The organism is Thiobacillus thiophilus (genome assembly GCF_055378705.1).
The window spans coordinates 3,031,449-3,055,979 of the sequence record NZ_AP042404.1 but is presented as its reverse complement, the minus strand read 5'-3'; the positions used below and the strand labels follow the sequence as shown (position 1 = coordinate 3,055,979).

Sequence of the window (24,531 nt, the reverse complement as noted above, 5' to 3'; positions counted from 1 at the left end):
GAGCGTCGATCTGCTCGCGCCGCTCATCGGACCGCCTGTAAAAAATGCATGTGTCGTTCGTACTGATCGAGGACATCGTGGATCACCTCGTCGGCGCTCCATCCCATGATGTCGTAGTCCTGTCCGCCTTCGCGCAGATGGACCTCTGCACGGTAATATTTCAGCGCCTCGACGCGGCGAGCCCGGGTGTCGCGCAACACGAATGAGGGCGCTTCATAGGGCCGCGGATGGACCGAATAGAAAAAGTCGATCTCGTCGCCGTGGCCCACTTCAATCCAGGCCCGGCCTTGTTCGTCTTCGCCGGTGCGCGCGTCCCTGTCCTGTCGCTTCAATTCGGCGACCACTTCGCCCAGGGCCGGTTTGACCACCTCCCGGACGAAGCGGTCGACCTCGGTGCGACTCGGCTGGTGGATCACATTGTGCAAGCGGCTTTGCCAGCTCTGGCCTGCCTGCGGTCCCCTCGATGCCACCCCCGCCCGGCGCAGACTCAGGCGCTTGACCGACTCGATGCGCAGCGCCCTGACGAGCCCCCAGCACATCAGGATGATGATCACCGTGAACGGCAGTGCGCTGGCGATCGTCGCGGTCTGCAATGCCTGCAGCCCCCCGGCAAGCAACAGCGCGGCTGCGACCACGCCTTCCACCACTGCCCAGAAGACGCGCTGCCATACCGGCGATTCCTCTTCCCCGCTCGAGGTCAGCATGTCGACCACCAGCGATCCCGAGTCCGATGAGGTCACGAAGAACGTGACTACCAGCAGCGTCGCCAGCAGCGAGGTGATGCCGGAAAACGGCAAGTACTCGAGGAACTTGAACAGGGCAACCGAGGTATCCGCCGCCACCGCATCGGCGAGGTCGCCAATGTGCTGGATCATGATCATGTGGAGCGCGGTGTCGCCAAAAAACGTCAGCCACATGAAAGTGAATCCTACCGGCACGAGCAACACGCCGACGACGAATTCGCGGATAGTCCGGCCGCGCGAGACGCGCGCGATGAACATGCCGACGAAGGGCGACCAGGCGATCCACCAGCCCCAGTAGAACAAGGTCCAGCCGCCGATCCAGGTCGTTGGTTCGTAGGCATACAGATTGAAGGTCATGCTAAACAGATTCGACAGATACGTGCCGGTGTTCTGGACCAGCGTCTGCAGCAGGAACACTGTCGGCCCGGTCACCAGGACGAACAGCAACAGCAGCGCCGCGAGCACGACGTTGAGCACGGAGAGGCGTCGTATGCCGGCGTCCAGGCCCAGCGCCACCGATAGCGTCGCGATCGACGTGATCACCGCGATCAGGATGATCTGGACGCCGACGGTAGCGGGCACATCGAACAGATAGTTCAAGCCCGCGTTCACCTGCATCACGCCTAAACCGAGTGACGTCGCCACGCCAAACAAGGTGCCGAGCACGGCGAAGATATCGACCGCGTGGCCGATCGGACCATAAATCCGCTCGCCGATGAACGGATAGAACGCCGAGCGGATTTTCAGCGGCAGGTTGTGCCGGTAGGCGAAGTAGGCGAGCGACAAGGCCACCACCGCGTAAATCGCCCAGGCATGCACCCCCCAATGGAACATCGTGATCCGCATGGCGTTGCGCGCCGCCGCAGCCGTCTCGCCAGTACCGACCGGCGGACTGACAAAATGCATGACCGGTTCGGCGACGCCGAAGAACATCAGGCCGATGCCCATGCCCGCCGAAAACAGCATGGCAAACCAGGACAGGTAACTGTAATCGGGTTCGCTGTGGTCGGGGCCGAGCTTGATGCGCCCGTAGCCCGAGACCGCCAGCGCCACCGCGAACACCAGAAAGCCCGCCACGGAGAGTACATAAAACCAGCCCGCCGAATGCGTGACCCAGTCCTGCGTGGCCGTGAAGAGTCCTTCTGCGGCGTCGGGATAGAGTACCGCCAGTCCGACGAACACCAAGGTAAAAACGCCCGACAGGATAAAAACCGGCGGATTGATCTGGACCCGCCAGGGCGACGTGCGTTCTTCGGTCGATTCAGACATCGGGCTCCCTTGGCAGTCGGGTCTATAGGCGTGGACGCGCGCGATGAAGACCGCATTGCCCAGTGTAGGACATGTCGCCTTGGAGCGCGCCGCACAGATCCTTATCCCTATAGGGTGCTAAAACTCATCAGGATCTGTTTTAGAGACTTGATTGTCGTTCGAGACGGATGAGTCGGAGGTTCGAATCCTCTCGCCCCGACCACCTTTCTGTCATATCCGTCGAGGCGCTGTAATCCAGCGCGCCGCCAGTTGCTCACGCCCAGTACTTCGCTTTGTCCGGCAGCACCCACCGCACGCCGCCGCGCGGGTCTTCCTTGTCGCCCCGGTAGCGGGGAATCAAATGAATATGCAGGTGCGGCACGCTCTGGCCGCCGGCCTGGCCGTGGTTGATGCCGATGTTGTAGCCGTCCGGCTGATGGTACTTGTCGAGGAGGTCCCTGGCGTGCGCCAGTGCCTTCAACAGCGCGGCCTGCTCGGCTTCGGTGGCGTCGAACAGGGTGGCGAAGTGGCGGCGCGGGATGATGACGCTGTGGCCGAGCGAGACGGGAAAGCCGTCGCGGTAGACGACGGTCAAATCGTCCTCGGCCATGATGCGGTTAGGGTCGAGGTGGCAAAAGGGACAGGGTTTGCTGGTGAGTGCGGTCATGCCTTGGGCGTGCTCGTGTTGTTTACGGAAAATCGGTGATGGTCCGGCGATCCCGGCGCGCATGCTGCTTTGAAAAGGGTGCGGGTTGCGGGCGAAGCGGATGCACATGCGCGTTCCATCCGATGGCGATGCATTGCTGCAGTGAGATCGGGTGTCATGCTGGGCGCTTTCCTTGCTGTCGTACCGAGTTTAACTCATGCGGTGGCGGGCTTTCAGGCGGCACCGGTTTCTGCCAGGGCGGAATTTCGGGTTTCGGGGGCATGCCGGCATCCAGCGCAAAAAGAAGTCGTGGCACCTCATCCGAAGCTGACAAAGCCTGCAAAGCCGCAGCATGCGATGCCGCACGGCCTTCGGGCCAGCCAAGACTGGCGCTTCGGAAGCGACTGGTAAGCAATTGATTCAAAAAGCATTATGGATTGCTTCTCGGCACCCACCCTGACGAGGAATGAATCGCTGCGTATCCAACCGGGGCGGGATTCGGGTAAGGTGTCACTGCCCGGCATCGACAAAATTGGCTACACTGCCCTGAAGGCACGGAAATTGGGGCATTGCCAGCAAGTGGTTTCTTCAACAATAATCCGAACCGGGTTTCCCTCCATTCACCCCCTCATTCACCAAGGAGCTTTAAACATGAACAGAAAAGAACTCGTCGACGCACTGGCCGCCAAGACCGAATCCACCAAGGCGGATGCCGAGCGTGCCGTCGGCGCGCTGATCGACATCATCTCGGGCACCCTGAAAAAGGGCGACTCGCTGACGCTGGTCGGCTTTGGCACATTCGAGGTGCGCAAGCGTGCCGCACGCATGGGCCGCAACCCCAAGACCGGCGAAGAACTGAAGATCAAGGCCGCCAAGGTTCCCGCATTCAAGCCGGGCGCAACGCTCAAGGCTGTGGTGAACGGCGTCAAGAAATAAGCTTGCCCTTAAGCTTCCCGTAGCAACGGGAAAGCCTGGCCGGGCACGGCTCATGCGGCAGTGCCCGGTGTAACTCCCTTCCATCGATCACAAATAAATGCAGCCGCGATTTTGAAGCGATGCAATATCGCATGCAGAAATCGTGCGCCCACGACATGGTTCGCTGCCTGAATTGACACAAAACCCGTAAGGATTTCAAAGCGGTCGATGCGGCTAGAATGGCGCATTTGCGCAGGAGTCCTCATGTCCGAACCCGTTGTGTATGACCGTAATCCTGCCGAACTCGAACTCGAACCCGGTGAATACTGGTGGTGCTCGTGCGGCCGCTCGATGACGCAACCGTTCTGCGACGGCTCGCACGAAGGTACCGACATGGAACCGGTGTCGATCGTCATCGCGGAAAAGACCACGGTGTGGCTGTGCAACTGCAAGCACACCCAGGACAAGCCGTTCTGCGACGGCTCGCATAACGACCTGCCCGACGATATTTTCTGAGATGATCGCCACGCCGGATGCGGTGCTCGATTTCTGGTTCGGTGCGCCGGGTCCGGCGGCGGATGTCGCCGCGCGTCAGCGCCCGCTGTGGTTCGCCAAGTCCGCTGCCAACGATCAGATCGTGATTGCGCGCTTTGCCGAAATGCTCGTCGCGGCTGGCAAGGGCGAACTCGATGGCTGGGCCGCAAGTCCGCGCGAACGGCTGGCGCTGATTGTGGTGCTGGACCAGTTTCCGCATCACATCCACCGCGACCACGGCCAGTCGTTTGCCTACGATGCGCGATCGCTGGCGCTTGCCATGGAAATGATCCGGCGCGGCGAGGATGCGCACCTCAGTCCGCTCGAGCGGGTGTTTGTCTACCTGCCGCTGGAACACGCCGAATCGATCGAGATGCAGGACCTGTCCGTCGCGCTGTACGAGAAACTCGTCACCGAAGCGCCTGCCGCCGAGCGTCGGCTGTTCGATGGTTTCCTCGATTACGCACGCAAGCATCGAGATGTCGTGGCCCGCTTCGGCCGTTTCCCGCACCGCAATGAATTACTCGGGCGCCCGAGCACTGCCGACGAAATCGAATTTCTCAAGCAGCCCGGCTCGCGCTTCTAGCCGGTAAAATGCCGGCTTCTTGTGCCCTTGGGTATTCGCCCGGCTTTTTCCATGTCCCGCCAGATCCTCGTCACCTCCGCCCTGCCCTACGCCAACGGCAGCATCCACCTCGGCCACCTGGTCGAATACATCCAGACCGACGTCTGGGTGCGCTTCCAGAAAATGCGCGGTCACGACTGCCACTACATATGCGCCGACGACACCCACGGCACCGCGATCATGCTGCGCGCGGAAAAGGAAGGCATCACGCCGGAAGCGCTGATCCAGCGCGTGTGGGATGAGCACACGCGCGACTTCGCCGGCTTTCATATCGGCTTCGACCATTACTACTCGACGCATTCCGACGAGAACCGCGAGCTGGCGTCAAAAATCTACCTGCGGCTGCAGGAAGCCGGCCTGATCGAAAAAAAGACCATCGCCCAGCTGTACGACCCGGTAAAAAACCTGTTCCTGCCTGACCGCTTCATCAAGGGCGAATGCCCCAGGTGCGGTGCTTTGGATCAGTACGGCGACAACTGCGAGGTGTGCGGCGCGACCTACAGTCCGACCGAGCTGAAGAACCCGGTGTCGGCGGTGTCGGGGGCGACGCCGGTGCACAAGGATTCCGAGCATTACTTCTTCAAGCTCGGCGACTGCGAGGCCTTCCTGCGCGAGTGGACCAAGTCGGGCGCGCTGCAGGACGAGGCCGCCAACAAGATGCAGGAGTGGTTCGCCTCGGGTCTCAACAACTGGGACATCAGCCGCGACGCGCCCTACTTCGGCTTCGAGATCCCCGACGCGCCGGGCAAATATTTCTACGTGTGGCTGGATGCGCCGGTGGGCTACATGGCGAGCTTTGCCAAATACGCCAAGGACACCGGCCTCGATTTCGACGCCTGGTGGGGGGCGGATGCCAAGTCCGAACTGGTGCATTTCATCGGCAAGGACATCCTGTATTTCCATGCTTTGTTCTGGCCGGCGATGCTCAAATTTTCCGGCCACCGCCTGCCGACCGCGGTGTACGCGCACGGCTTCCTGACGGTGAACGGGCAGAAGATGTCGAAATCGCGCGGCACCTTCATCACCGCCGGCAGCTACCTTGCGCAGAAGCTCAATCCCGAGTGGCTGCGCTACTACTACGCCGCCAAGCTCAACGGCTCGATGGAAGACATCGATCTCAACCTCGACGATTTCGTCGCGCGGGTGAATTCCGACCTGGTCGGCAAGTTCATCAATATCGCCAGCCGCACCGCCGGCTTCATCCACAAGAATTTCGACGGCAAGCTCGCCGACGGCGTGGCGAACCTCGAACTGATCGGCGATTTCCAGGCCGCAGCAAACACCATCGCCACGCACTACGAGGCACGCGATTATGCCAAAGCTTTAAGAGAAATCATGGCGCTGGCCGACCGCGCCAACCAGTACGTGGCCGACGAAAAGCCCTGGGAACTGGCGAAGAAGCCCGAGGCGGTGTATCGACTGCATGAGGTCTGCACGGTCGCGCTCAACTGCTTCCGCCTGCTGACCCTGTACCTGAAGCCGGTGCTGCCGAAACTCGCCGGCGAGGTCGAGGCCTTCCTCGACATTCCGCCGCTGGCCTGGGAGGATTCCCAGAGCCTGTTCATCCGCCACCGCATCAACGCATACAGCCACCTGATGACCCGTATCGACCCAAAAGCAATCGAAGCCATGGTAGACGCCAACAAACAGAATCTTGAACCCATCCCTCCCTCCGCGCCGGTGCGCCACGCCGAAGCGCAGGCGCATGCCGCGCAGCCGGCGGCCGCCATGCCGATGTCCGAAACCGTCGGCATCGACGACTTCGCCAAGATCGACCTGCGCATTGCGCGCATCGCCAACGCGGAACACGTCGAAGGCGCCGACAAGCTGCTGCGGCTGACGCTCGACGTCGGAGAACTCGGCACGCGCCAGGTGTTCGCCGGCATCAAGTCGGCCTATGCGCCGGAAGCGCTGGTGGGCCGGCTCACCGTGATGGTCGCCAACCTGGCGCCACGCAAGATGAAATTCGGCATGAGCGAGGGCATGGTGCTGGCGGCTTCGGGCGATGCGCCCGGCCTGTTTATCCTGTCGCCGGACAGCGGCGCGCAGCCGGGCATGAAGGTGAAGTGAACCTGAAATGATACTGGCATGAAGACGCAGCGCCTGCTTATCAAGGGCCGCGTGCAGGGCGTATGGTTTCGCGAATCGATGCGGCGCAAGGCCGAGCGGCTGGGTGTCGCGGGCTGGGTGCGAAACACGCCCGATGGCGCGGTGGAAGCCGTGGTACAGGGTCCGGCTGAAGCCGTCGACGCGCTCATTGCATGGGCACGCAGCGGCCCGCTCATGGCGCGGGTGGATGGCATCACTTTGACCGGGGCCACAGGACATTACCGGGCTTTCGAGAAGCGGATCGACTAAAGGGCGCAGGGGCGCATGCTGCAGCGGTGGGGGGCTTGCGGAGGCCAAATGCCGGGCAAAAAAAAGCCCGGCTCAAGGGCCGGGCGGAATATCCACCAAAGGAGGAGGATTGGAGGAGACAACACGAGAGTCCTTGCAGGCCCTCGCGTTATTAGAATTGTCTAATATAATAAAATACCTGTCAACTACTTTCTTGCCCCAAAGCACGAATTGGTACTTATTTGCCATCTCCCGGCATTCAGTAAATCACGCTCACTGCCTCCGGCTTGAGCCAGCCCCCCAGCGACTCGAGCAGGCGGTCGTCCAGCCGCACCCGCCAGTCCTCACCCAGCCGCACCCGGCAGCGCGCATTCTGGTTATGGTAATCCACCCATACCGGACAGCCGCCCTCCTGCACTTTATAGGGCGCGAGCATCTCGGCCAGCTTGCGGCCGCTATTGGACTGGGCATGGCACTGGCCGTTGCACGCCAGCCGCAGCCCCTGGGCAAAGCGGGTGCGCGCCCCCGCCAGATCGTAGATCCGTTCCGCGGTCACCCGCACGCCGCCCGAATAATCGTCGCGGTTCACCTTGCCCTCGATGACCAGCAGGGCATCGTCCTTCAGCAGATGGCGGCTCTGCTCGTAGAGTTCGTTGAAGATCACCACCTCGACCTGCGCAGTGGCGTCGTCCAGCAAAAGGATCAGCATCTTGCCGCGCCGTGTCATCTGGGTACGTAGCGAGACGGCAATGCCGGCCAGCATCACCGGGTCGCGCGAAGGTTCCAGGCTGTCGAGCTGCCTTTTGGCGAAACCGGATACCTCGGCCAGGTATGAGGTAAACGGATGGCCGCTGAAGAAATAGCCGAGTGCAGATTTTTCCTGCAGCAGCTTTTCCTGTTCGGACCACTCGGGCACGTCGATCAAATCTTCGCCGCCGTCGAGCATTTCGCCGAACAGGCCGACCTGGCCGCCGCTGCGTGCTGCGCGGTCGGCGGTTTCCAGCGCCGCGCCGACCGAGGCCAGAAGGCTGGCACGATGCGCGTTGATGCTGTCGAACGCACCTGCCTTCACCAGCGCCTCGAGCACGCGACGGTTGAGATAGCGCTTGTCCACCCGCCGCGCCAGATCGAACAGGCCCTGGTACTCGCCGTTGGCCGCACGCTCGTCGACGGTGGCGCCAATGGCCGCCTCACCGCTGCCCTTGAGCGCGCCCAAGCCGTAGCGGATCTCGGTCTTGCTGACGGGCTCGAAGCGGTAGCCCGACTGGTTGATGTCGGGTGGCAACATGGCCAAGCCATTGGCACGGCAGTCCTCGTAGAACACCCGCACCTTGTCGGTGTCGGACATTTCCGACGACATCGTCGCGGCCATGAACTCGGCCGGATAGTAGGCCTTGAGCCAGGCGGTGTGATAGGCGATCAACGCATAGGCCGCCGAGTGCGACTTGTTGAAACCGTATTCGGCGAATTTTTCCATCAGGTCGAACAGGCGCTCGGCGATCTTGGTGTCGACCCCGCGCTTGGCCGCGCCTTCGAGGAAAATCGTGCGCTGAACCGCCATTTCCTCGGGCTTCTTCTTGCCCATCGCGCGCCGCAGCATGTCGGCGGCGCCAAGGCTGTAGCCGGCCAGAATCTGCGCCACCAGCATCACCTGTTCCTGGTAGACGATGATGCCGTAGGTCGATTTCAGCACCGGTTCGAGGTCGGGGTGGAAGTACTCGGGCTTCTGCTTGCCCTGTTTGCGCGCGATGAAATCGTCCACCATGCCCGAGCCGAGCGGCCCCGGCCGGTTCAGCGCCATCAGCGCAATGATGTCCTCGAAGCAGTCGCCCTTGAGCTTCTTTTCCAGATCCTTGGCCGAGCGCGATTCGGACTGGAACACCGCCGTGGTGTTGCCCACGGCAAACAGCCGGTACACCGCGGGATCGTCGAGCGGCAGGTCCTCCAGTCGGAAATCCTTGCGGTCCTCGTGGCGCTGCACGAAGCGCACCGCTTCGGCGAGGATGGTCAGCGTGCGCAGCCCAAGGAAGTCGAACTTGACCAGGCCGATCGCCTCGACGTCGTCCTTGTCGAACTGCGACACCATCGATTCCGAACCTTCTGCGCGGTACAACGGGCAGAAGTCGGTAAGCCGGCCCGGCGCAATCAGAACCCCGCCCGCGTGCATGCCGACGTTGCGGGTGATGCCCTCAAGCTTCTCGGCCAGCGGCAGCAACTCGGCGAGTTCTTCCTCGCTGCTGGCGCGCTCGTCGATCTGCGGTTCCTTCTCGCGCGCCTCGGCCAGGCTGATCCCAAGCTCGTTGGGCACCAGCTTGACGAACTTGTCGACGAACAGGTACGGCAGATCGAGCACGCGGCCGACGTCGCGCAGCACCGCTTTCGCCGCCATGGTGCCGAAGGTAGCGATCTGCGACACCGCCGCGTGACCGTACTTGTCCTTCACGTACTGGATCACCCGCTCGCGCCCGTCCTGGCAGAAGTCGATATCGAAGTCTGGCATCGACACCCGTTCGGGGTTCAGGAAGCGCTCGAACAGCAGGTCGTAGGCCAGCGGATCGAGGTCGGTGATGGAAAGGCTGTACGCGACCAGCGAACCGGCGCCGGAGCCGCGCCCCGGCCCCACCGGCACGCCGTTGTGCTTGGCCCAGTTGATGAAGTCGGACACGATCAGGAAGTAGCCGGGGAAACCCATCTGGATGATCGTCCCGAGCTCGAACTCCAGCCGCTCGGTGTATTCGGGCAACCTGGCGGCACGGATATCCGGGTCGGGATAGAGGTGGGCCATGCGCTCATGCAGGCCTTCGAAGGATCGCTGCCGCATGTAGTCGTCGAGACCCATGCCGTCCGGAGTCGGAAAGTCGGGCAGGCGGCTCTTGCCGAGCTCCAGCGAGAGGTTGCAGCGCTTGGCGATTTCGACGCTGTTGGCGAGCGCCTCGGGCAGGTCGGCGAACAACTCGGCCATCTCTTCCGGCGTCTTGAAATACTGCTCGGCGGTGAATGGCCGCGGCCGCCGCGGATCGCCCAGCATCATGCCCTCGGCGATGCAGACGCGCGCCTCGTGCGCCTTGAAGTCGTCAGGCAGCATGTACTGGATCGGATGGGTGGCCACCGACGGCAGTTTCAGCGCCGCACCGAGGTCGAGCAGACCGTCGATCAGGCGTTCGCCGTGCGGCTGGCCGAAGCGCTGCAGTTCCAGATAATAGCGCCCGGGAAACAGCGCGGCCCACGCTTCGGCCGCCGCGCGTGCGGCGTCCGGCTTGTCGTCGAGGATCGCCTGCGCGACGTTGCCGCTGTCGCCGCCCGACAGCGCCAGCAGGCCGTCGGTGCCGTCACGCAGCCAGGCAGGATCGATCTCGGCGCGGCCGCGATGGAGATTTTCAAGATAGGCGCGGGTGAGCAGTTCGCACAGACGGCGATAGCCTTCGCGATGCTGTACCAGCAGCAGCAGCCGCGAAGGGCGGCTCCTGTCCGCGGCGTTGGTCACCCACACGTCGCAGCCGAAGATCGGCTTGATACCGGCGCCGCGCGCGGCGCGATAGAACTTCACCCAGCCGAAGGTGTTCGACAGGTCGGAGAGCCCGAGCGCAGGCATGCCCGACTCGCGCGCGCGCTTGACCGCCTCGTCTACCCGCACCAGGCCATCGGCGACGGAATACTCGGTGTGCAGGCGGAGGTGGATGAAATGCGGGTCGGTCATGGGGCGAAAGCGGAAATGCAGCTCGCTATTTTAACGCCGCTGCGCGCGACCCAAAAACAAAAGGCAGCCGCAGCTGCCTTTCGTTTGGTCAAGCGCCGGTATTACCGGTATTTACCCGCAAGGGGCAGGCCGTGGTTGTCCTCGCAAGGAGGAGGCCATGACTGTAAAGCTGCTAAAGCAGCAACATTCATGCTCTAAAGCCGACAAGTCGGCAACAACCACGCTCAATTGGCGCGGCGCTTGAATTCGTTGGTGCGGGTGTCGATTTCGATCATGTCGCCGATGTCGACGAACGCGGCGACCGGCAGCTCGAATCCGGTGGGCTTGATGCGCGCCGGCTTCATCACCTTGCCGGAGGTGTCGCCACGCACGGCCGGCTCGGTGTATTCGACTTCGCGAACGACGGTGGTGGGCATCTCGACCGAGATCGCCTTGCCGTCGTAGAACACCACCTCGACCGGCATGCCGTCGTCGAGGTAGTTCAGCGCGTCGCCAAGGTTGTCGGCTTCGATTTCATACTGGTTGTAGTCGCTGTCCATGAACACGTACAACGGATCGGCGAAGTAGGAGTAGGTGCATTCCTTGCGCTCGAGGTTGACGGTTTCGAATTTGTCGTCGGCGCGGTAGACGCTCTCGGCACCCGAACCGGTGAGCAGGTTCTTGAGTTTCATTTTGACGACGGAGGAATTGCGGCCCGATTTCGAAAATTCGGCCTTTTGCACCACCATCGGGTCTTTCCCGACCATCACGACGTTGCCGGCGCGGAGTTCCTGTGCGATTTTCATGGATGTGTCCTGCTGCGAGAGCGCTATTAAGGATTTTAAGGGTTTGAGAAAACCCCGTATTTTATCTTATTTTCCGCAAAATCCACCAGCTTGTCGGTGAGCCGGCCGGCCAGCCTGAGGCGGTCGCACCAGGCCACCGCATGCGCCTCGATGACGGCCTGGTGCGACCGCCATATCGTCCAGCTGGCGGCCAGGCCCTCCGTATCCGGCATCCCGTTCCAGTGCCGCCACATTGCGCTCACCGCGTGCGCCGCGGCGCCATCCAGCCCCTCCGTGTAGTGCGCCAGCAGCGCGTTCGCCTTGTCCCAGTGCGCCGCGTCGGCCTGCGGATAGGCCTGCCACACCAGCGGGCGCGCCGCCCACTGCGCGCGCACGCAGGAATCCTCGCCGCGCACGAAATTCAGATCGCATGCCCACAGCAGATGGTCGTACCGATCCTGGTCCATAAACGGCAGGATGCGCAGTCGCAGGGCGCCGCGCCGATGCGATGCGCCTGCTTGTAAAGTTGTTACCGAAAGCCACGCCGCCAGTTGCGGAATGACCCGGCCTTCGGGCACCAGACAGGTGATGGGGCGCGAGTCGGCCGTCCAGGCATCGAGCAGGGCCGGCAGCGCCGGATTCTCGTAGGCGAACAGCGATACCCGCAATTCGCCCGGCTGCGGCGCCTGCAGCCCCAGTTGGCGCCAGAATGCGACGGTTCCGCGCTGCACGAACGCGGCGCGACGCGCGTCCAGGCCTGCCTCGGCCAGCAGGCCGCCGGTGTCCGGTGTGTAGCCGGGGAAGAAAAAAAAACGCGTCAGCGGCAGCTGCGGATGCGGCGACGGCAGGCCATGGTGCCCGGCCACCCAGGGCTCGGCGCTGAGATATTCGAGATTGATCCACACTGGCGGCGGCGACTGCTCGCTCATCGCCGCCAGATAGGCTTCAGGCAGGGCGCAGCCGAAGGCATCGATCACCACCTGCGCCGGCGCGGCTGCGACAAACGGCGTGCGCCACGCGCACACCGTCACCCCTTCGCAGGACTGCTCGGCCGCATTCGCATCGATCGCCGGCCAGATGCGCTGAAACGCATGCAGATCGTCCACCCACAGCCGCACCGCCAGGCCATGCTCGCTGACCAGCCCGCGCGCCAGTCGCCAGGCGATGCCGATGTCGCCATAGTTGTCGACGACCTTGCAGAAGATGTCCCAGGTGCGCATGCCGCGCATCCTACCGCATCGATTCGGGTGACTGCGGCGTGCCGGCGCGCCAGGCAGCATCTCCGCTTTCCCCCATTTCCGGAATCCCGGGTTGGCAGGAAACCACAGTCCGGCCAAGGCCATTGTTTTTTCACGCATTCCGCTTGAAAAAACATATTCCAGGTAGTAAAAAGCAGTAAGTTTGGTTTCAAGAACCGTAAAGGCTTGGCATTACCGCAGGAACATCACCGGGTAGCGCGCTTGAATTCAGACCGACGGCCAACAATTCCCGCCGTCACGTCATCCGCCAGCGCAATTGCGCTTATCGCGGTTATGTTGGGTATCACGCCAAGGAGGAAGTTTGAATGACAACAGGTACGGTCAAGTGGTTCAGCGACGCCAAGGGGTTTGGCTTCATCACCCCCGATGACGGTGGCGAGGATGTGTTCGCACATTTTTCCACCATCCAGTCCAATGGCTTCAAGACCCTGAAAGAAGGTCAGAAAGTCGCTTTTGAAGTCACCCAGGGCCCCAAGGGCAAGCAGGCTTCCAACATCCAGCCCCAGGATTGAGTACTTGGGCCAGGCAACAAAAAACCCCGCCAATGCGGGGTTTTTTGTTGCTGGATAAACAGTCTTACATCTTCGCGACCATCACCTCGGCAAACTGCGAGCACTTCACCTCGGTCGCGCCGTCCATCAGGCGCGCAAAGTCGTAGGTCACGGTTTTTTCGGCGATGGCTTTGCCCATGCTGGCGATGATGAGGTCGGCCGCCTCGATCCAGCCCAGGTGGCGCAGCATCATTTCCGCCGACAGGATCAGCGAACCCGGGTTGACGTAATCCTTGCCGGCGTACTTGGGCGCGGTGCCGTGAGTGGCCTCGAACATCGCCACGGTGTCGGACAGGTTGGCGCCCGGCGCAATGCCGATGCCGCCAACCTCCGCCGCCAGCGCGTCGGAGATGTAGTCGCCGTTGAGGTTGAGCGTGGCGATGACGTCGTACTCGTCCGGGCGCAGCAGGATTTGCTGCAGGAAGGCGTCGGCGATGACGTCCTTGATGACAATGCCGTTCGGCAATTCCATCCACGGGCCTTCGCCGATCATCCTGGCACCGAATTCGCGCGCGGCGAGCTCGTAGCCCCATTTCTTGAAGCCGCCCTCGGTGAATTTCATGATGTTGCCCTTGTGCACCAGGGTCACCGAGCGGCGCTTATTGTCGATAGCATACTGGATCGCCCTGCGGATCAGGCGTTCCGAGCCTTCGACCGACACCGGCTTGATGCCGATGGCCGAGGTTTCCGGGAAGCGGATCTTGGTCACGCCCATTTCCTTTTGCAGGAATTCGATGACTTTTTTCACTGCGTCGCTACCGGCTTCCCACTCGATGCCGGCGTAAATATCTTCGGTATTTTCGCGGAAGATCACCATGTCGACTTTTTCCGGCGCCTTCACCGGGCTCGGTACGCCGGTGAAGTAGCGCACCGGGCGCAAACACACATACAAATCCAGCATCTGGCGCAGCGCCACGTTGAGCGAGCGCATGCCGCCGGAAGTCGGCGTGGTGAGCGGCCCCTTGATCGAGATCACGTAGTCCTTCACCGCCTGCACGGTTTCCTCCGGCAGCCACTGGTCGCCACCGTAGACCTTGACTGCCTTCTCGCCGGCAAACACTTCCATCCAGGCGATCTGCTTCTTGCCGCCGTAGGCCTTGGCCACCGCTGCGTCGACCACGCGGCGCATCGCCGGGGTGATGTCGATGCCGGTGCCGTCGCCTTCGATGAAGGGGATGACGGGGGTGTCGGGAACGTTCAGCGTGTTGTCGGCGTTGACGGTGATTTTTTTGCCGGAGGCGGGAATCTGGATGTGCTGATAAGTCATGGGGGCGGCTCGTGTAACGTTAAAATGAGTGTTTTTCCGGAAGTTCGTCTTTCAGCGTGGCGCGATTGATCCTGCTCAACAAACCCTACGGCGTGCTGAGCCAGTTCACCCCCGAGGGGCGCTGGCAGGGTCTGCGCGACCACCTCGGCGTACCCGGCGTATATGCGGCCGGGCGGCTCGACGCCGACAGCGAAGGGCTGCTGATTTTAACCGATGACGGAAGCCTCCAGAGCCGCATCGCCGATCCCAGGCACAAACTGCCCAAAACCTACTGGGCGCAGGTCGAGGGTGCACCCGATGATGCCGCGCTCGAAACGCTACGCTGCGGCGTCGACCTCGGCGACTTCGTCACCCGTCCGGCGCAGGTGCGCCTGATCGACGAACCCGCCGGCCTGTGGCCGCGCAATCCGCCGATCCGCTTTCGCCAAGCCATACCGACCAGCTGGATCGAACTGATAATTACCGAAGGCAAGAACCGCCAGGTGCGCCGGATGACGGCCAGAATCGGCTTCCCCACCCTGCGCCTGATCCGCGCCGTCGTCGGCGAATGGACCCTGGGCGCGTTGCAGCCCGGAGAATGGAAGGAACTGCATGTCTGACATCTGGACCCCGCACGTGGTGGTTGCCGCCATCGTCGAGCGCGACGGCAAATTCCTGCTGGTGGAGGAGCACACCGCCGAAGGCCTGCGTCTGAACCAGCCGGCCGGCCACTGGGAGCGCGACGAAACCCTGCTCGACGCAGTGCGCCGCGAAGCGCTGGAGGAAACCGCGCACCACGTAGAACCGCTGGCGCTCCTGGGCTGCTACAGCACCCACTACCCGCGGCGCGACATCACCTATCTGCGCTTTGCCTATGTCTGCGAGGTCAGTGGCTTCGACGCCGGGCGCGCGCTGGACACCGGCATCGTACGCGCCGTATGGCTGACGCCGGAGGAACTCACAGCGCATCCCACGCCGCACCGCAGCCCGCTGGTGATGCGCTGCGTCGAGGATTACCTGGCCGGACGGCGCTTTCCGCTCGATTTCGTGAACCACGCATGAGCACGCGCGTCGTCGTCGGCATGTCGGGCGGGGTCGATTCCGCCGTCGCGGCCTACCTCTTGAAGCAGCAGGGCTACGACGTGCTCGGCGTCTTCATGAAGAACTGGGACGACGACGACAACACCGGGCAATGCACCGCGCGGCAGGATTTTCTCGACGTGCTGGCGGTGGCCGACGTGCTCGGCATCGAGGTCGAGGCGGTCAACTTCGCCGCCGAATACAAGGACCGCGTGTTCAGCTATTTCCTCGCCGAATACCGGGCCGGCCGCACCCCCAACCCAGACGTGCTGTGCAACGCCGAAATCAAGTTCAAGGCCTTCCTCGACGACGCCATCGCGCGCGGCGCCGAATACATCGCCACCGGGCATTACGTCGGCAAGGGCACGGACGCCGCCGACCGCGCCACGCTGCTGCGCGCTTTTGACACCAACAAGGACCAGAGCTATTTCCTCTACCGCTTGAGCCAGGCGCAGCTCCGCCCTGCCCTGTTTCCACTGGCCCATCTGCCCAAGCCCGACGTACGCGCGCTGGCGCAGAAGATCGGTTTGCCCAACGCCGCCAAAAAGGACAGCACTGGAATTTGTTTTATCGGCGAGCGCAATTTCCGCGAATTCCTCGAACGCTATCTGCCGCGCGACCCAGGTGAGATGAAAACGCCCGAGGGCCGCGTGGTCGGGCTACATCAGGGCCTGATGTATTACACCCTGGGGCAGCGCCAGGGCCTCGGCATCGGCGGGCAGAAGGACGGCAGCGACGAGCCGTGGTTCGTCGCCGCCAAGGACATGGCGAGCAACACGCTGGTCGTGGTGCAGGGGCACGACCACCCGCTGCTCAAGCGATCGACACTCGCCGCCGGCCAGCTCAGCTGGATCAGCGGCGTCGCCCCCGATCCCGAACGTGCCTACACCGCAAAGACCCGTTACCGGCAGACCGACGCTGCCTGCCGCATCACCACACTGGTCGACGACACACTGGAACTCGTGTTCGACGCCCCGCAATGGGCGGTCACGCCCGGCCAGTCGGTTGTTTTGTACGACGGCGAAGTCTGCCTCGGCGGCGGCATCATTATTTGAACCCGCTACAATTCACGCTTTCAAGCACCGCAGCCCATCATGTCGCACGACACCGCCCCCGCCGCCAATTTCATCCGCAACCTCATCGACGAGCAGAACGCCGCCGGCAAATGGGGCGGTCGCGTGGAGACGCGCTTTCCGCCCGAGCCCAACGGCTATCTGCACCTGGGTCACGCCAAATCGATCTTTTTGAACTTCGGCCTCGCGCGCGATTACGGCGGCGTCTGCCACCTGCGCTTCGACGACACCAACCCGGAAAAAGAAAGCCAGGAATATGTCGATTCGATTATCGAATCGGTGAAATGGCTGGGCTTCGACTGGGGCCAGCACCTCTATTTCGCGTCGAATTATTTCGACACCATGTACGCCTGCGCCGAATATCTGATCCAGTCCGGCCATGCCTACGTCGACTCGCTGTCCGCCGACGAGATGCGCACCTATCGCGGCACCTTGACCGAACCGGGCAAGGACAGCCCCTACCGCAGCCGCAGTGCGGAAGAGAACCTCGACCTGTTTCATCGCATGAAAACCGGCGAATTTCCCGATGGCGCGCACGTGCTGCGCGCCAAGATCGACATGGCCTCGCCCAACATCAACCTGCGCGACCCGGCGATTTACCGAATTAAAAGAGCGCATCACCACAACACCGGCGACACCTGGTGCATCTACCCGATGTACACCTATGCCCACCCGATCGAGGACGCAATCGAGCACATCACCCACTCGATCTGCACTCTGGAATTCGAGGATCAACGCCCGTTCTACGACTGGCTGCTCGACAAGCTGGCCGATGGCGGCTTCTTCACCCGTCCGCTGCCGCAGCAGATAGAATTCGCCCGCCTGAATCTGACCTACGTCGTGCTGTCGAAGCGCAAGCTGATCCAGCTGGTGGAAGAAAAACATGTCAGCGGCTGGGATGATCCGCGTTTACCCACCTTGGTCGGCGCGCGCCGTCGCGGCTATACGGCCGAAGGCTTCAAGCGTTTCACCGACCGCATCGGCGTATCCAAGTCCGACGGCTGGATCGACTACAGCGTGTTCGAAGAATGCCAGCGCGACACCTTGAACGACACCGCACATCGCCGCATTGCCGTACTCGATCCAGTCAAGCTCATCATCGACAACTACCCCGAGGCGCAGTCCGAAGAATGCTTCGCCCCCAACCACCCGCAGCAGCCCGACCTGGATAAACGCACGGTGATGCTCTCCAGGGAACTATGGATCGAGCGCGAAGACTTCATGGAAACCCCGCCCAAGGGCTACTTTCGGCTCTACCCGCCGCGTCTCGACGCGTCGGGCATTATGCAGCCCGGTAACTCGGTGCGGCTGCGCTATGGCTACGTCATCACCTGCACCGGTTGTGACAAAGATGCCAACGGCACCATCACCGCCGTGCACTGCGACTACCTGCCCGACACCAAATCCGGCACGCCCGGTTCCGACTCGGTCAAGGTCAAAGGCAACATCCATTGGGTATCTGCAGTGCATGCCTACGAAGCCGAAGTCCGACTGTACGACCGCCTGTTCAAAACCGCCCAGCCGGGACAGGAAACCGGCAATTTTCTGGACGACATCAATACCGACTCGATACGCAGCATCCACGCGCAACTGGAATCCGCGCTGCAAGATGCTGCACCCGAAGACCGCTTCCAGTTCGAGCGGCATGGCTATTTTGTAGCGGATCGTATCGATTCAAGACCCGGCGCGCCGGTGTTCAACCGAACGGTGACGCTGAAAGATTCGTGGGTGAAAGCGGAGAAGTAAAGCTGGGGCTCGCAACCCTGTGAAGGCAAAGACCCCAGCAGAAATTCAGCGAACAACGAAAGCGTGGCTTTTGGCGGTGTGTTGGGATGATTTACCAGGCTGACTGGGCATAGAGTTGGAAGAATGTCCCATCAGGAAGAACGAATCCTCTTCAGCCAGTACCGCCCATCCCTCACGTTCATAGAACCGCTTCGCATTGACATTCGATTTGAACACTCTCAGCAACAGCGTTTTACCGTTGTCATGAGTTATCTCCAGAATTTGCGAAAGCACTTTTGCTCCGATTCCAGCAGATCGCGCTGAGGGCTTGAGAATCAACATTCGCAAATGGTCATGATTTTCATTTTGGTCGATTTGGAAATAGCCCAAAAGAGTCGAGCCAGACTCAATTACATAGGTCAAAGAAGATTGGAAGGCGCTGTTGAAGTCATTGTCCTGCCACGATTGGTCCCAACCCCAAATCGTCTCGATATGATTCCTCATCGCTTGTTCGTATAATTGGCGGATCGCGTCCCGATCTTGTGGCAGGGCAGCACGTGCGGCAATTTCCATGGAAACCCCTAAGGAAGCGCTGATTAATTCGATATGGCCGTCATTGCGAGCGCAGCGAAGCAATCCAGCGTATCGATCAAGTGGGCATTTCTGGATTGCCGCGTCGCTGCGCTCCTCGCAATGACAAATTAATCAGCGGTTCCCTAACGTCATATAGCCACTCTGGTCATTCAGCGTTAACGGTTCCAGGCTTGATTTGAATTTGGCGAGCCAACTCTCAGGCCGCCAGCGAATGCCCCTGCGTCTGATCGCCGATTCCCATCAACAGACCTTCGACGCTGATGTCTTCATCCAGCGCATCCCAGTGCAGCCCCGTGCCGTTGCCCGACATTTCGTATTGCAAGCGCTGCTCCGCGTCGCCCGCAACAGGCGCGGGAAATAGGCGAGGGGCACGCCGAGTTTTTGTCCGTCTGACAAATCCACCCACATCATCGATTCGTCGAAGTCGAGCCTAGTCGCCGAAATGTTCATGCCATGCCCTTTCAATCTCGTCTCTGTGCATTTCCACGATCTGCGCCAAACTGTTCACTTCCTTGCCGGTGAAGCCCTGATTGTTTGCGAGGCCTACGGACTCAACCAGAACTTCGCGCGGCTGCCCTCCTTGCGTATGTGCACATGGATCGGTTCCCGAGGACTGCCTTCGTTGGAGAAGAAGAAAAAACGATAACCCTCGAACAGGAAAATGGTCGGCATGGCCGGATGTTAGCGCATCGCTTCCCGTTTTGCCCGCCCGCTACGCGCTTCAGTCCTTGAAACGCGCGGCAAACTTCGCCTGCGCCTTCGCGACCTTCGGCGCAACCACAAACTGGCAGTAAGGCTGGTTGGGATTCTGGTCGAAGTAGCCCTGGTGGTAATCCTCGGCAGGGTAAAACGTCTCCGCCTCGGTGACTTCGGTCACGATGGGGGCATCGAACTGTTTGGCTGCAGCGAGTTCGACGATGATAGATTCGGCTTCGGCCTTCTGCTCCGGCGTGTGCCAGAAAATCGCCGAGCGATACTGGGTGCCGACGTCGTTGCCCTGTCTGTTCAGTTGCGTGGGATCGTGCAGGGTGAAGAAGACTTCAAGCAGCTCGCGATACGAGATCGCGTCCGGGTCGAAGCGCACCTGCACCACTTCGGCGTGGCCGGTGTCGCCGTTACAGACGTCCGCATAGGTGGGGTTCTCCGTGCGCCCCCCCATGTAGCCGGACACCGCGGATTCGACGCCGCGCAGCTGGTTAAACACCGTTTCGAGGCACCAGAAACAGCCTCCTGCCAGAGTCGCTACCGCGTAAGCCATGTCTCTTCTCCTTTACTAATGCCGCATGTCATCGCGAGCCCGCAGGGCGTGGCGATCCAGCAACAGGACACGCACACTGGATTGCTTCGGCTTCGCCTCGCAATGAACTGTGCTTCTCGTCAAGCATATTCTGTCGAAAAAGGCGCATTGGTCGTTGCCACCGCGAAGGCCTGCCTCAACAATTTATGCGCAATTGCGACGTTGATGACCTTCGGCGGCTTGCCCAGTGCTTTCAAGCGGGCATACAGTGCCCTGCAGGCCGGATTGCAGGTCTTCGCGGTCCAACTGCACAGGTAGAGCAATTGACGCATCCGCCCCTGCCCCAGCTTGGCGATCCCGCCTTTGCCATTGACCGAGCTGCCCGAGCGGAATGTCGTCGGGCTCACCCCGATATAGGCGCACAGCGCCTTGACGTCCTCGAAGCGCCTGAAGCCGTCCGTCACGATGATCAGCTCGATCGCCGTCTTGGCGCCGATCGAGGGAATCGTGAGCAGCCGCTCAAACAACTCGGTAAAAGACTTTTTTACCATCACCTCCAGATGCCGTTCGCATGTCTTGATCTGTCCGTCCAGTTGCTGCAACTGCGCTGCCATCTGCGAAATGACGAAGGCGTTGGGTTTGGCGTGGTGGGCATGGGCTTCGCGCCGGTTGAGCAGCCGGGTGCGCTCCCCGATCAGGTCGTTCAGCCAGCCATGCGCCTGCTGCAATTCAAGTACTTCATCCGTGGCGGGCGCCCAGGGCGACAAGGGCTGCTGTTCGCCATAGCGCCGGATCAACTCGGCATCCGCACGGTCGCTCTTTACCCGTGACAGCTGCATTTGGGAAAAGCGCTTGATGACCAGCGGGTTGACTACGCTCACTCGCCGCCCCGACTCATGCAGCCTGAGCGCCAAGCGCGCATGGTAGGTTCCCGTTGCTTCCATCACGTAGTGTGCCGCCTCGGGCGTTTGCGCCAACAACTGGCCGATGTCTTCATCGGTGTACTCAAAGCGCTGATGCCGGCCCTGACCATCCACCTGCCAGGCCGCATCAAACCATTTCTTGCTGATATCAATGCCTACAATCATCAATCACCCCTGAATCCTTGGAAATGTATGAAAAACCAGCCACTTACACTTTCCATCCATCCTGAATGCGGGGTCACGCCCCAATGAACTGTCCGGAATCAGTAAGGGCGGAGAAGGGCAACCACCATTGCGAACAGCCTCGAACGACTCATGACAACTTCGGCTTCAGACCCTTCTCCTAGCTCGTCTCGAATATCCTATTCAAAACGAGTTGGCGCAAGCATAGGATGACAGCTTAGACGACCGGCACTGTTTCCTTGAACGATGCACGCGTCGCCAGCCTGTCGGCGAGCCTGGCCAGATTGGGATGCGCGGTGCGCCAATCGATTCCAGGGGCGCGCAGTTCCAGATAGCCGAGCGTGCAGCCGCAGGCGACGTCGGCCAGCGTCATACTGCTGCCGAGGTACCAGGGCTTTTCGCCCAGGGCTTCCGACAGGGCTCCCAGCCCGCGGAACAGGGTTTTTTCCTGCAGCACCAGCCAGTCGCTGCTCTGCTGTTCGGGCGGGCGTTTCTTTTCCAGGTAAGCCGCCACCGTGGCGTCGGTGACGCCGTCGGCCAGGGCCTCGATACCGCGCACCACCATGCGGCTTCTCGGTTCGGGCGGGATCAGGTGCGCGACCGGGCTGACATGATCGAGGTATTCGACGATGACGCGTGAATCGAACACGCTGACACCGTCTTCCAGCACCAGCACCGGCACCTTGCCGAGTGGATTGAGGCCGGCAACAGGGCTGTCTGGCAACCAGGGATTTTCGACGTGAAGTTGAAAGGGAATTTTCTTTTCCAGCAGCACCACACGGACTTTGCGGCCGTAGGGACTGGTGAGCGAGGTGACGAGTTTCATGCGGGCCCCCTGAAATTCAATTTTGTTATTGATTCAGCCAGATGAAGTTTGAAGTGGCGTTAAGGTTCAGCTTAATCGAACTGTGTGCGATAGCGAGAAAGGCCAAATCAATAAGCATTAAAAACAGCGCTCTATTGAGACGGCTCAGCGAACCAATCAAGCAGAATGCCGTAAAAATACTTTATGACTTCGAACATCATCAGGCGGTCTCAATAGGCTTGGCTATTTGTGCCGCTATTATCGTCTGCCGGAAGCAGCGCTCCAACCCGCTCGCGCAGGGCCGGCAACACCTCCTGCCCGAACCAGGGATGGCGCGTGAACCATAGACGATTGCGCGGGCTGGGATGCGGCAGCGGAAAATAGTCGGGGCCGAAATCGCGCCAGGCCTGAACCGTGTCGGCCAGCGTGCGGCCACGGCGCTTGCCCAGGTAATACGCCTGGGCATAGGCGCCGATCAGCAGCGTCAGCCCGATCTGCGGCATGGCCTGGAGGAACTGCGGATGCCAAAGCGGCGCGCATTCGGGACGCGGCGGCAGATCGCTGCCCTTCACGGTGCCGGGGTAACACAGGCCGGTAGGGACGATGGCGATGTGCGAGGCGTCATAAAACTGCTCACGCGTCATCCCCAGCCACTGCCGCAACAGATCGCCCGAGGGGTCGTTCCAGGGGATGCCGGTTTCGTGCACCCGGCGTCCGGGCGCCTGGCCGACGATCAATAAACGCGAGGTGGGAGACGCAAGTATGACGGGGCGCGGCGGATGCGGCAGGTTGGCGGCGCAGACGGTACAGGCCTGCGCCCGTGCCAGCAGTTCGGTAAAGGCCCTGGGCGAGCGGATGTTGCGCGGTTTTTTCATCGCCACCCGGCGCGCCGGTCAGCCCGCGTGGTCGACGATGAACTGCTTGACCGCATTCACGTCGGCATCCAGCATGTGTTTTTTCTGCGGCTGCGCTTCGAGGCCAGCGAGTTCGGCCGGACGCACCGGCTCGATGCCGAGCGCTTCGTGGATCGCGTCATCGAATTTGGCGGGCTGCGCGGTTTCCATGCAGACCAGTGGTACGCCGGGCTCGCGGTGCTCCAGCCCTACTTTCAGACCGTCGGCGGTATGCGGGTCGATCATCGTGCCGTACACCTGGTACACGGTGCGGATGGTGTCGATGCGGTTGGCGTGGTTGCTCGATCCCGAGACCATGCCGAATTCGGCGACGCGGTCGAACAGGCGGCCTCCCCTGGAATCGGAATGGGCATTCAGATCGAAGTTGCCGCCCGACTCGACCGCACGCCACAAGCTCCGGACCGTAGCGGCATCGCGCCCGGCGAGGTCAAACACGAAACGCTCGAAGTTGGACGCCTTGGAGATGTCCATCGACGGGCTGGAGGTGTGTTTCGTTTCCGGACGTGGCCGGTAGACGCCGGTCGTGAAGAACTCGTCGAGCACGTCGTTCTCGTTGGTGGCGACGATCAGCTTCCTGATCGGAAGCCCCATCTGGCGCGCGATGTGGCCGGCGCAGACGTTACCGAAGTTGCCCGATGGCACCGAGAACGACACCTGCTGGTCGTTGCTCCGGGTTGCCGCGAAATAGGCCTTAAAGTAGTACACGCTCTGCGCCGCGACGCGCGCCCAGTTGATCGAGTTGACCGCGCCGATGTGATGTTCCGTCTTGAATTCGAGGTCGTTCGACACTGCCTTGACGATGTCCTGGCACTGGTCGAACACGCCGCGAATGACGAGATTGTAAATATTGGTGTCCGTGAGCGCATACATCTGCGCCTGCTGGAAGCGTGTCATGCCGTGCTCGGGCGACAACATGAAGACACGGATGCCGCGCTTGCCGCGCATCGCGTATTCGGCGGCGGAACCGGTGTCGCCGGAGGTGGCGCCGAGAATGTTCAATTCACCGCCAGTCTTCGCCAGCACGTACTCGAACAGGTTGCCCAGGAGCTGCATCGCCATGTCCTTGAACGCCAGTGTCGGGCCGTTCGACAGCGCCAGCACATGCAAACCGGGCTCCAGGGTTTTCAGCGGGGTGATGTCCTCGGCGTTCTCGCCCGGGTTGGTGTAGCGATAGACATCGGCGGTGTAGGTTTTGTCGATCAGCGTGCGCAGGTCGTCGTGCGGAATATCGTCGATCAGGCGCGACAGCACGGTGAAGGCCAGTTCGCGGTAATTCATGCCGCGCATCGCTTCGAGTTCGGCGGGCGTGAAGCACGGGTAGGTCTCCGGCACATAGAGGCCGCCGTCGCTGGCCAGCCCGCCGAGCAGGATTTCGGAGAAGCGGAGCTGCGGCGCGAGGCCGCGGGTGCTGAGGTAGTTCATGGCCTGACCT

The 24,531-nt window shown here is 61.6% G+C and carries 22 protein-coding genes and 2 pseudogenes; 10 read left to right on the top strand and 14 right to left on the bottom strand.

Annotated elements, in window-relative coordinates; all coding sequences use genetic code 11:
* Positions 1 to 23 precede the first annotated feature (23 nt).
* Together ACZ41T_RS15365 and ACZ41T_RS15360 are read right to left on the bottom strand one after the other, a co-directional pair.
* Positions 24 to 2,012, bottom strand: a complete 1,989-nt coding sequence (locus ACZ41T_RS15365) for a BCCT family transporter (protein WP_464922228.1) — start codon at positions 2,010 to 2,012, stop codon at positions 24 to 26.
* A gap of 253 nt (positions 2,013 to 2,265) precedes the next feature.
* Entirely contained in the window at positions 2,266 to 2,658 is a 393-nt protein-coding gene (locus ACZ41T_RS15360) for an HIT family protein (protein WP_464922227.1), read from the bottom strand.
* Positions 2,659 to 3,288: 630 nt separating this feature from the next.
* Between ACZ41T_RS15360 and ACZ41T_RS15355 the strand changes: the two genes are divergently transcribed.
* From ACZ41T_RS15355 to ACZ41T_RS15335, 5 genes are all read left to right on the top strand, one after another.
* Positions 3,289 to 3,573, top strand: a complete 285-nt coding sequence (locus ACZ41T_RS15355; protein WP_464922226.1) for an HU family DNA-binding protein — start codon at positions 3,289 to 3,291, stop codon at positions 3,571 to 3,573.
* A gap of 243 nt (positions 3,574 to 3,816) precedes the next feature.
* A complete protein-coding gene (locus ACZ41T_RS15350; RefSeq protein ID WP_464922225.1) occupies positions 3,817 to 4,068 on the top strand; it encodes a CDGSH iron-sulfur domain-containing protein in 252 nt (83 codons plus the stop codon).
* A 1-nt stretch (position 4,069) separates the two neighbouring features.
* A complete protein-coding gene (locus tag ACZ41T_RS15345) occupies positions 4,070 to 4,672 on the top strand; it encodes a DUF924 family protein (RefSeq protein ID WP_464922224.1) in 603 nt (200 codons plus the stop codon).
* A gap of 51 nt (positions 4,673 to 4,723) precedes the next feature.
* Complete coding sequence (gene metG / locus ACZ41T_RS15340) at positions 4,724 to 6,781, top strand: methionine--tRNA ligase (RefSeq protein WP_464922223.1); 2,058 nt, start codon at positions 4,724 to 4,726, stop codon at positions 6,779 to 6,781.
* Between the two features lie 18 nt (positions 6,782 to 6,799).
* On the top strand, positions 6,800 to 7,069 hold the full coding sequence (locus ACZ41T_RS15335) for an acylphosphatase (RefSeq protein ID WP_464922222.1): 270 nt from the start codon (positions 6,800 to 6,802) through the stop codon (positions 7,067 to 7,069).
* Between the two features lie 238 nt (positions 7,070 to 7,307).
* Here the strand turns inward: ACZ41T_RS15335 and dnaE are convergent, their stop codons facing one another.
* The 3 genes from dnaE to earP form a co-directional block, all read right to left on the bottom strand.
* Positions 7,308 to 10,745 (bottom strand): DNA polymerase III subunit alpha, encoded by a 3,438-nt coding sequence (gene dnaE, locus ACZ41T_RS15330; RefSeq protein WP_464922221.1) that lies wholly within the window; start codon positions 10,743 to 10,745, stop codon positions 7,308 to 7,310.
* 224 nt (positions 10,746 to 10,969) lie between these two features.
* On the bottom strand, positions 10,970 to 11,530 hold the full coding sequence (gene efp, locus ACZ41T_RS15325; RefSeq protein ID WP_464922220.1) for an elongation factor P: 561 nt from the start codon (positions 11,528 to 11,530) through the stop codon (positions 10,970 to 10,972).
* Positions 11,531 to 11,565: 35 nt separating this feature from the next.
* Positions 11,566 to 12,729 (bottom strand): elongation factor P maturation arginine rhamnosyltransferase EarP, encoded by a 1,164-nt coding sequence (gene earP, locus ACZ41T_RS15320; protein WP_464922219.1) that lies wholly within the window; start codon positions 12,727 to 12,729, stop codon positions 11,566 to 11,568.
* Between the two features lie 344 nt (positions 12,730 to 13,073).
* On the opposite strand from earP, the gene ACZ41T_RS15315 reads away from it, so the two are divergent.
* Positions 13,074 to 13,280: a cold-shock protein gene (locus ACZ41T_RS15315; protein ID WP_464922218.1), complete on the top strand. Its 207-nt coding sequence runs from the start codon at positions 13,074 to 13,076 to the stop codon at positions 13,278 to 13,280.
* 64 nt (positions 13,281 to 13,344) lie between these two features.
* Here ACZ41T_RS15315 and icd read toward each other — a convergent pair whose 3' ends face one another.
* Positions 13,345 to 14,586, bottom strand: coding sequence for an NADP-dependent isocitrate dehydrogenase (icd, locus tag ACZ41T_RS15310; RefSeq protein ID WP_464922217.1), 1,242 nt, complete (start codon positions 14,584 to 14,586; stop codon positions 13,345 to 13,347).
* Between the two features lie 56 nt (positions 14,587 to 14,642).
* Here icd and ACZ41T_RS15305 point away from each other — a divergent pair, with 56 nt between their 5' ends.
* From ACZ41T_RS15305 to ACZ41T_RS15290, 4 genes are read left to right on the top strand one after another with little or no spacing between them, the layout of a single operon-like run.
* The gene (locus ACZ41T_RS15305; protein ID WP_464922216.1) at positions 14,643 to 15,185 is read left to right on the top strand and encodes a pseudouridine synthase; all 543 of its coding nucleotides are present in this window, start codon (positions 14,643 to 14,645) and stop codon (positions 15,183 to 15,185) included.
* Complete coding sequence (locus ACZ41T_RS15300) at positions 15,178 to 15,627, top strand: NUDIX hydrolase (protein WP_464922215.1); 450 nt, start codon at positions 15,178 to 15,180, stop codon at positions 15,625 to 15,627. Before ACZ41T_RS15305 ends, ACZ41T_RS15300 begins: the two co-directional genes overlap by 8 nt.
* Positions 15,624 to 16,700 (top strand): tRNA 2-thiouridine(34) synthase MnmA, encoded by a 1,077-nt coding sequence (gene mnmA, locus ACZ41T_RS15295; protein WP_464922214.1) that lies wholly within the window; start codon positions 15,624 to 15,626, stop codon positions 16,698 to 16,700. The genes ACZ41T_RS15300 and mnmA overlap by 4 nt, the downstream gene beginning before the upstream one ends.
* A 39-nt stretch (positions 16,701 to 16,739) precedes the next feature.
* A complete protein-coding gene (locus tag ACZ41T_RS15290) occupies positions 16,740 to 18,464 on the top strand; it encodes a glutamine--tRNA ligase/YqeY domain fusion protein (RefSeq protein WP_464922213.1) in 1,725 nt (574 codons plus the stop codon).
* A gap of 45 nt (positions 18,465 to 18,509) precedes the next feature.
* Here the strand turns inward: ACZ41T_RS15290 and ACZ41T_RS15285 are convergent, their stop codons facing one another.
* The 8 genes and pseudogenes from ACZ41T_RS15285 to thrC form a co-directional block, all read right to left on the bottom strand.
* Entirely contained in the window at positions 18,510 to 19,016 is a 507-nt protein-coding gene (locus ACZ41T_RS15285) for an N-acetyltransferase family protein (RefSeq protein ID WP_464922212.1), read from the bottom strand.
* 217 nt (positions 19,017 to 19,233) lie between these two features.
* Positions 19,234 to 19,445, bottom strand: a pseudogene (locus tag ACZ41T_RS15280) (DUF2442 domain-containing protein).
* Between the two features lie 22 nt (positions 19,446 to 19,467).
* Positions 19,468 to 19,709, bottom strand: a pseudogene (locus ACZ41T_RS15275) (DUF4160 domain-containing protein).
* 49 nt (positions 19,710 to 19,758) lie between these two features.
* Positions 19,759 to 20,295: a peptide-methionine (S)-S-oxide reductase MsrA gene (gene msrA, locus ACZ41T_RS15270; RefSeq protein WP_464922211.1), complete on the bottom strand. Its 537-nt coding sequence runs from the start codon at positions 20,293 to 20,295 to the stop codon at positions 19,759 to 19,761.
* A gap of 119 nt (positions 20,296 to 20,414) precedes the next feature.
* Positions 20,415 to 21,362 carry an IS110 family RNA-guided transposase gene (locus tag ACZ41T_RS15265; RefSeq protein ID WP_464922210.1) on the bottom strand — a complete coding sequence of 316 codons (948 nt, stop codon included), beginning with the start codon at positions 21,360 to 21,362 and terminating at the stop codon, positions 20,415 to 20,417.
* Between the two features lie 235 nt (positions 21,363 to 21,597).
* The gene (locus tag ACZ41T_RS15260) at positions 21,598 to 22,206 is read right to left on the bottom strand and encodes a glutathione S-transferase N-terminal domain-containing protein (RefSeq protein WP_464922209.1); all 609 of its coding nucleotides are present in this window, start codon (positions 22,204 to 22,206) and stop codon (positions 21,598 to 21,600) included.
* Between the two features lie 209 nt (positions 22,207 to 22,415).
* Positions 22,416 to 23,060, bottom strand: coding sequence for a uracil-DNA glycosylase family protein (locus ACZ41T_RS15255; protein WP_464922208.1), 645 nt, complete (start codon positions 23,058 to 23,060; stop codon positions 22,416 to 22,418).
* 18 nt (positions 23,061 to 23,078) lie between these two features.
* Positions 23,079 to 24,521 carry a threonine synthase gene (thrC, locus tag ACZ41T_RS15250; protein ID WP_464922207.1) on the bottom strand — a complete coding sequence of 481 codons (1,443 nt, stop codon included), beginning with the start codon at positions 24,519 to 24,521 and terminating at the stop codon, positions 23,079 to 23,081.
* Positions 24,522 to 24,531 lie beyond the last annotated feature (10 nt).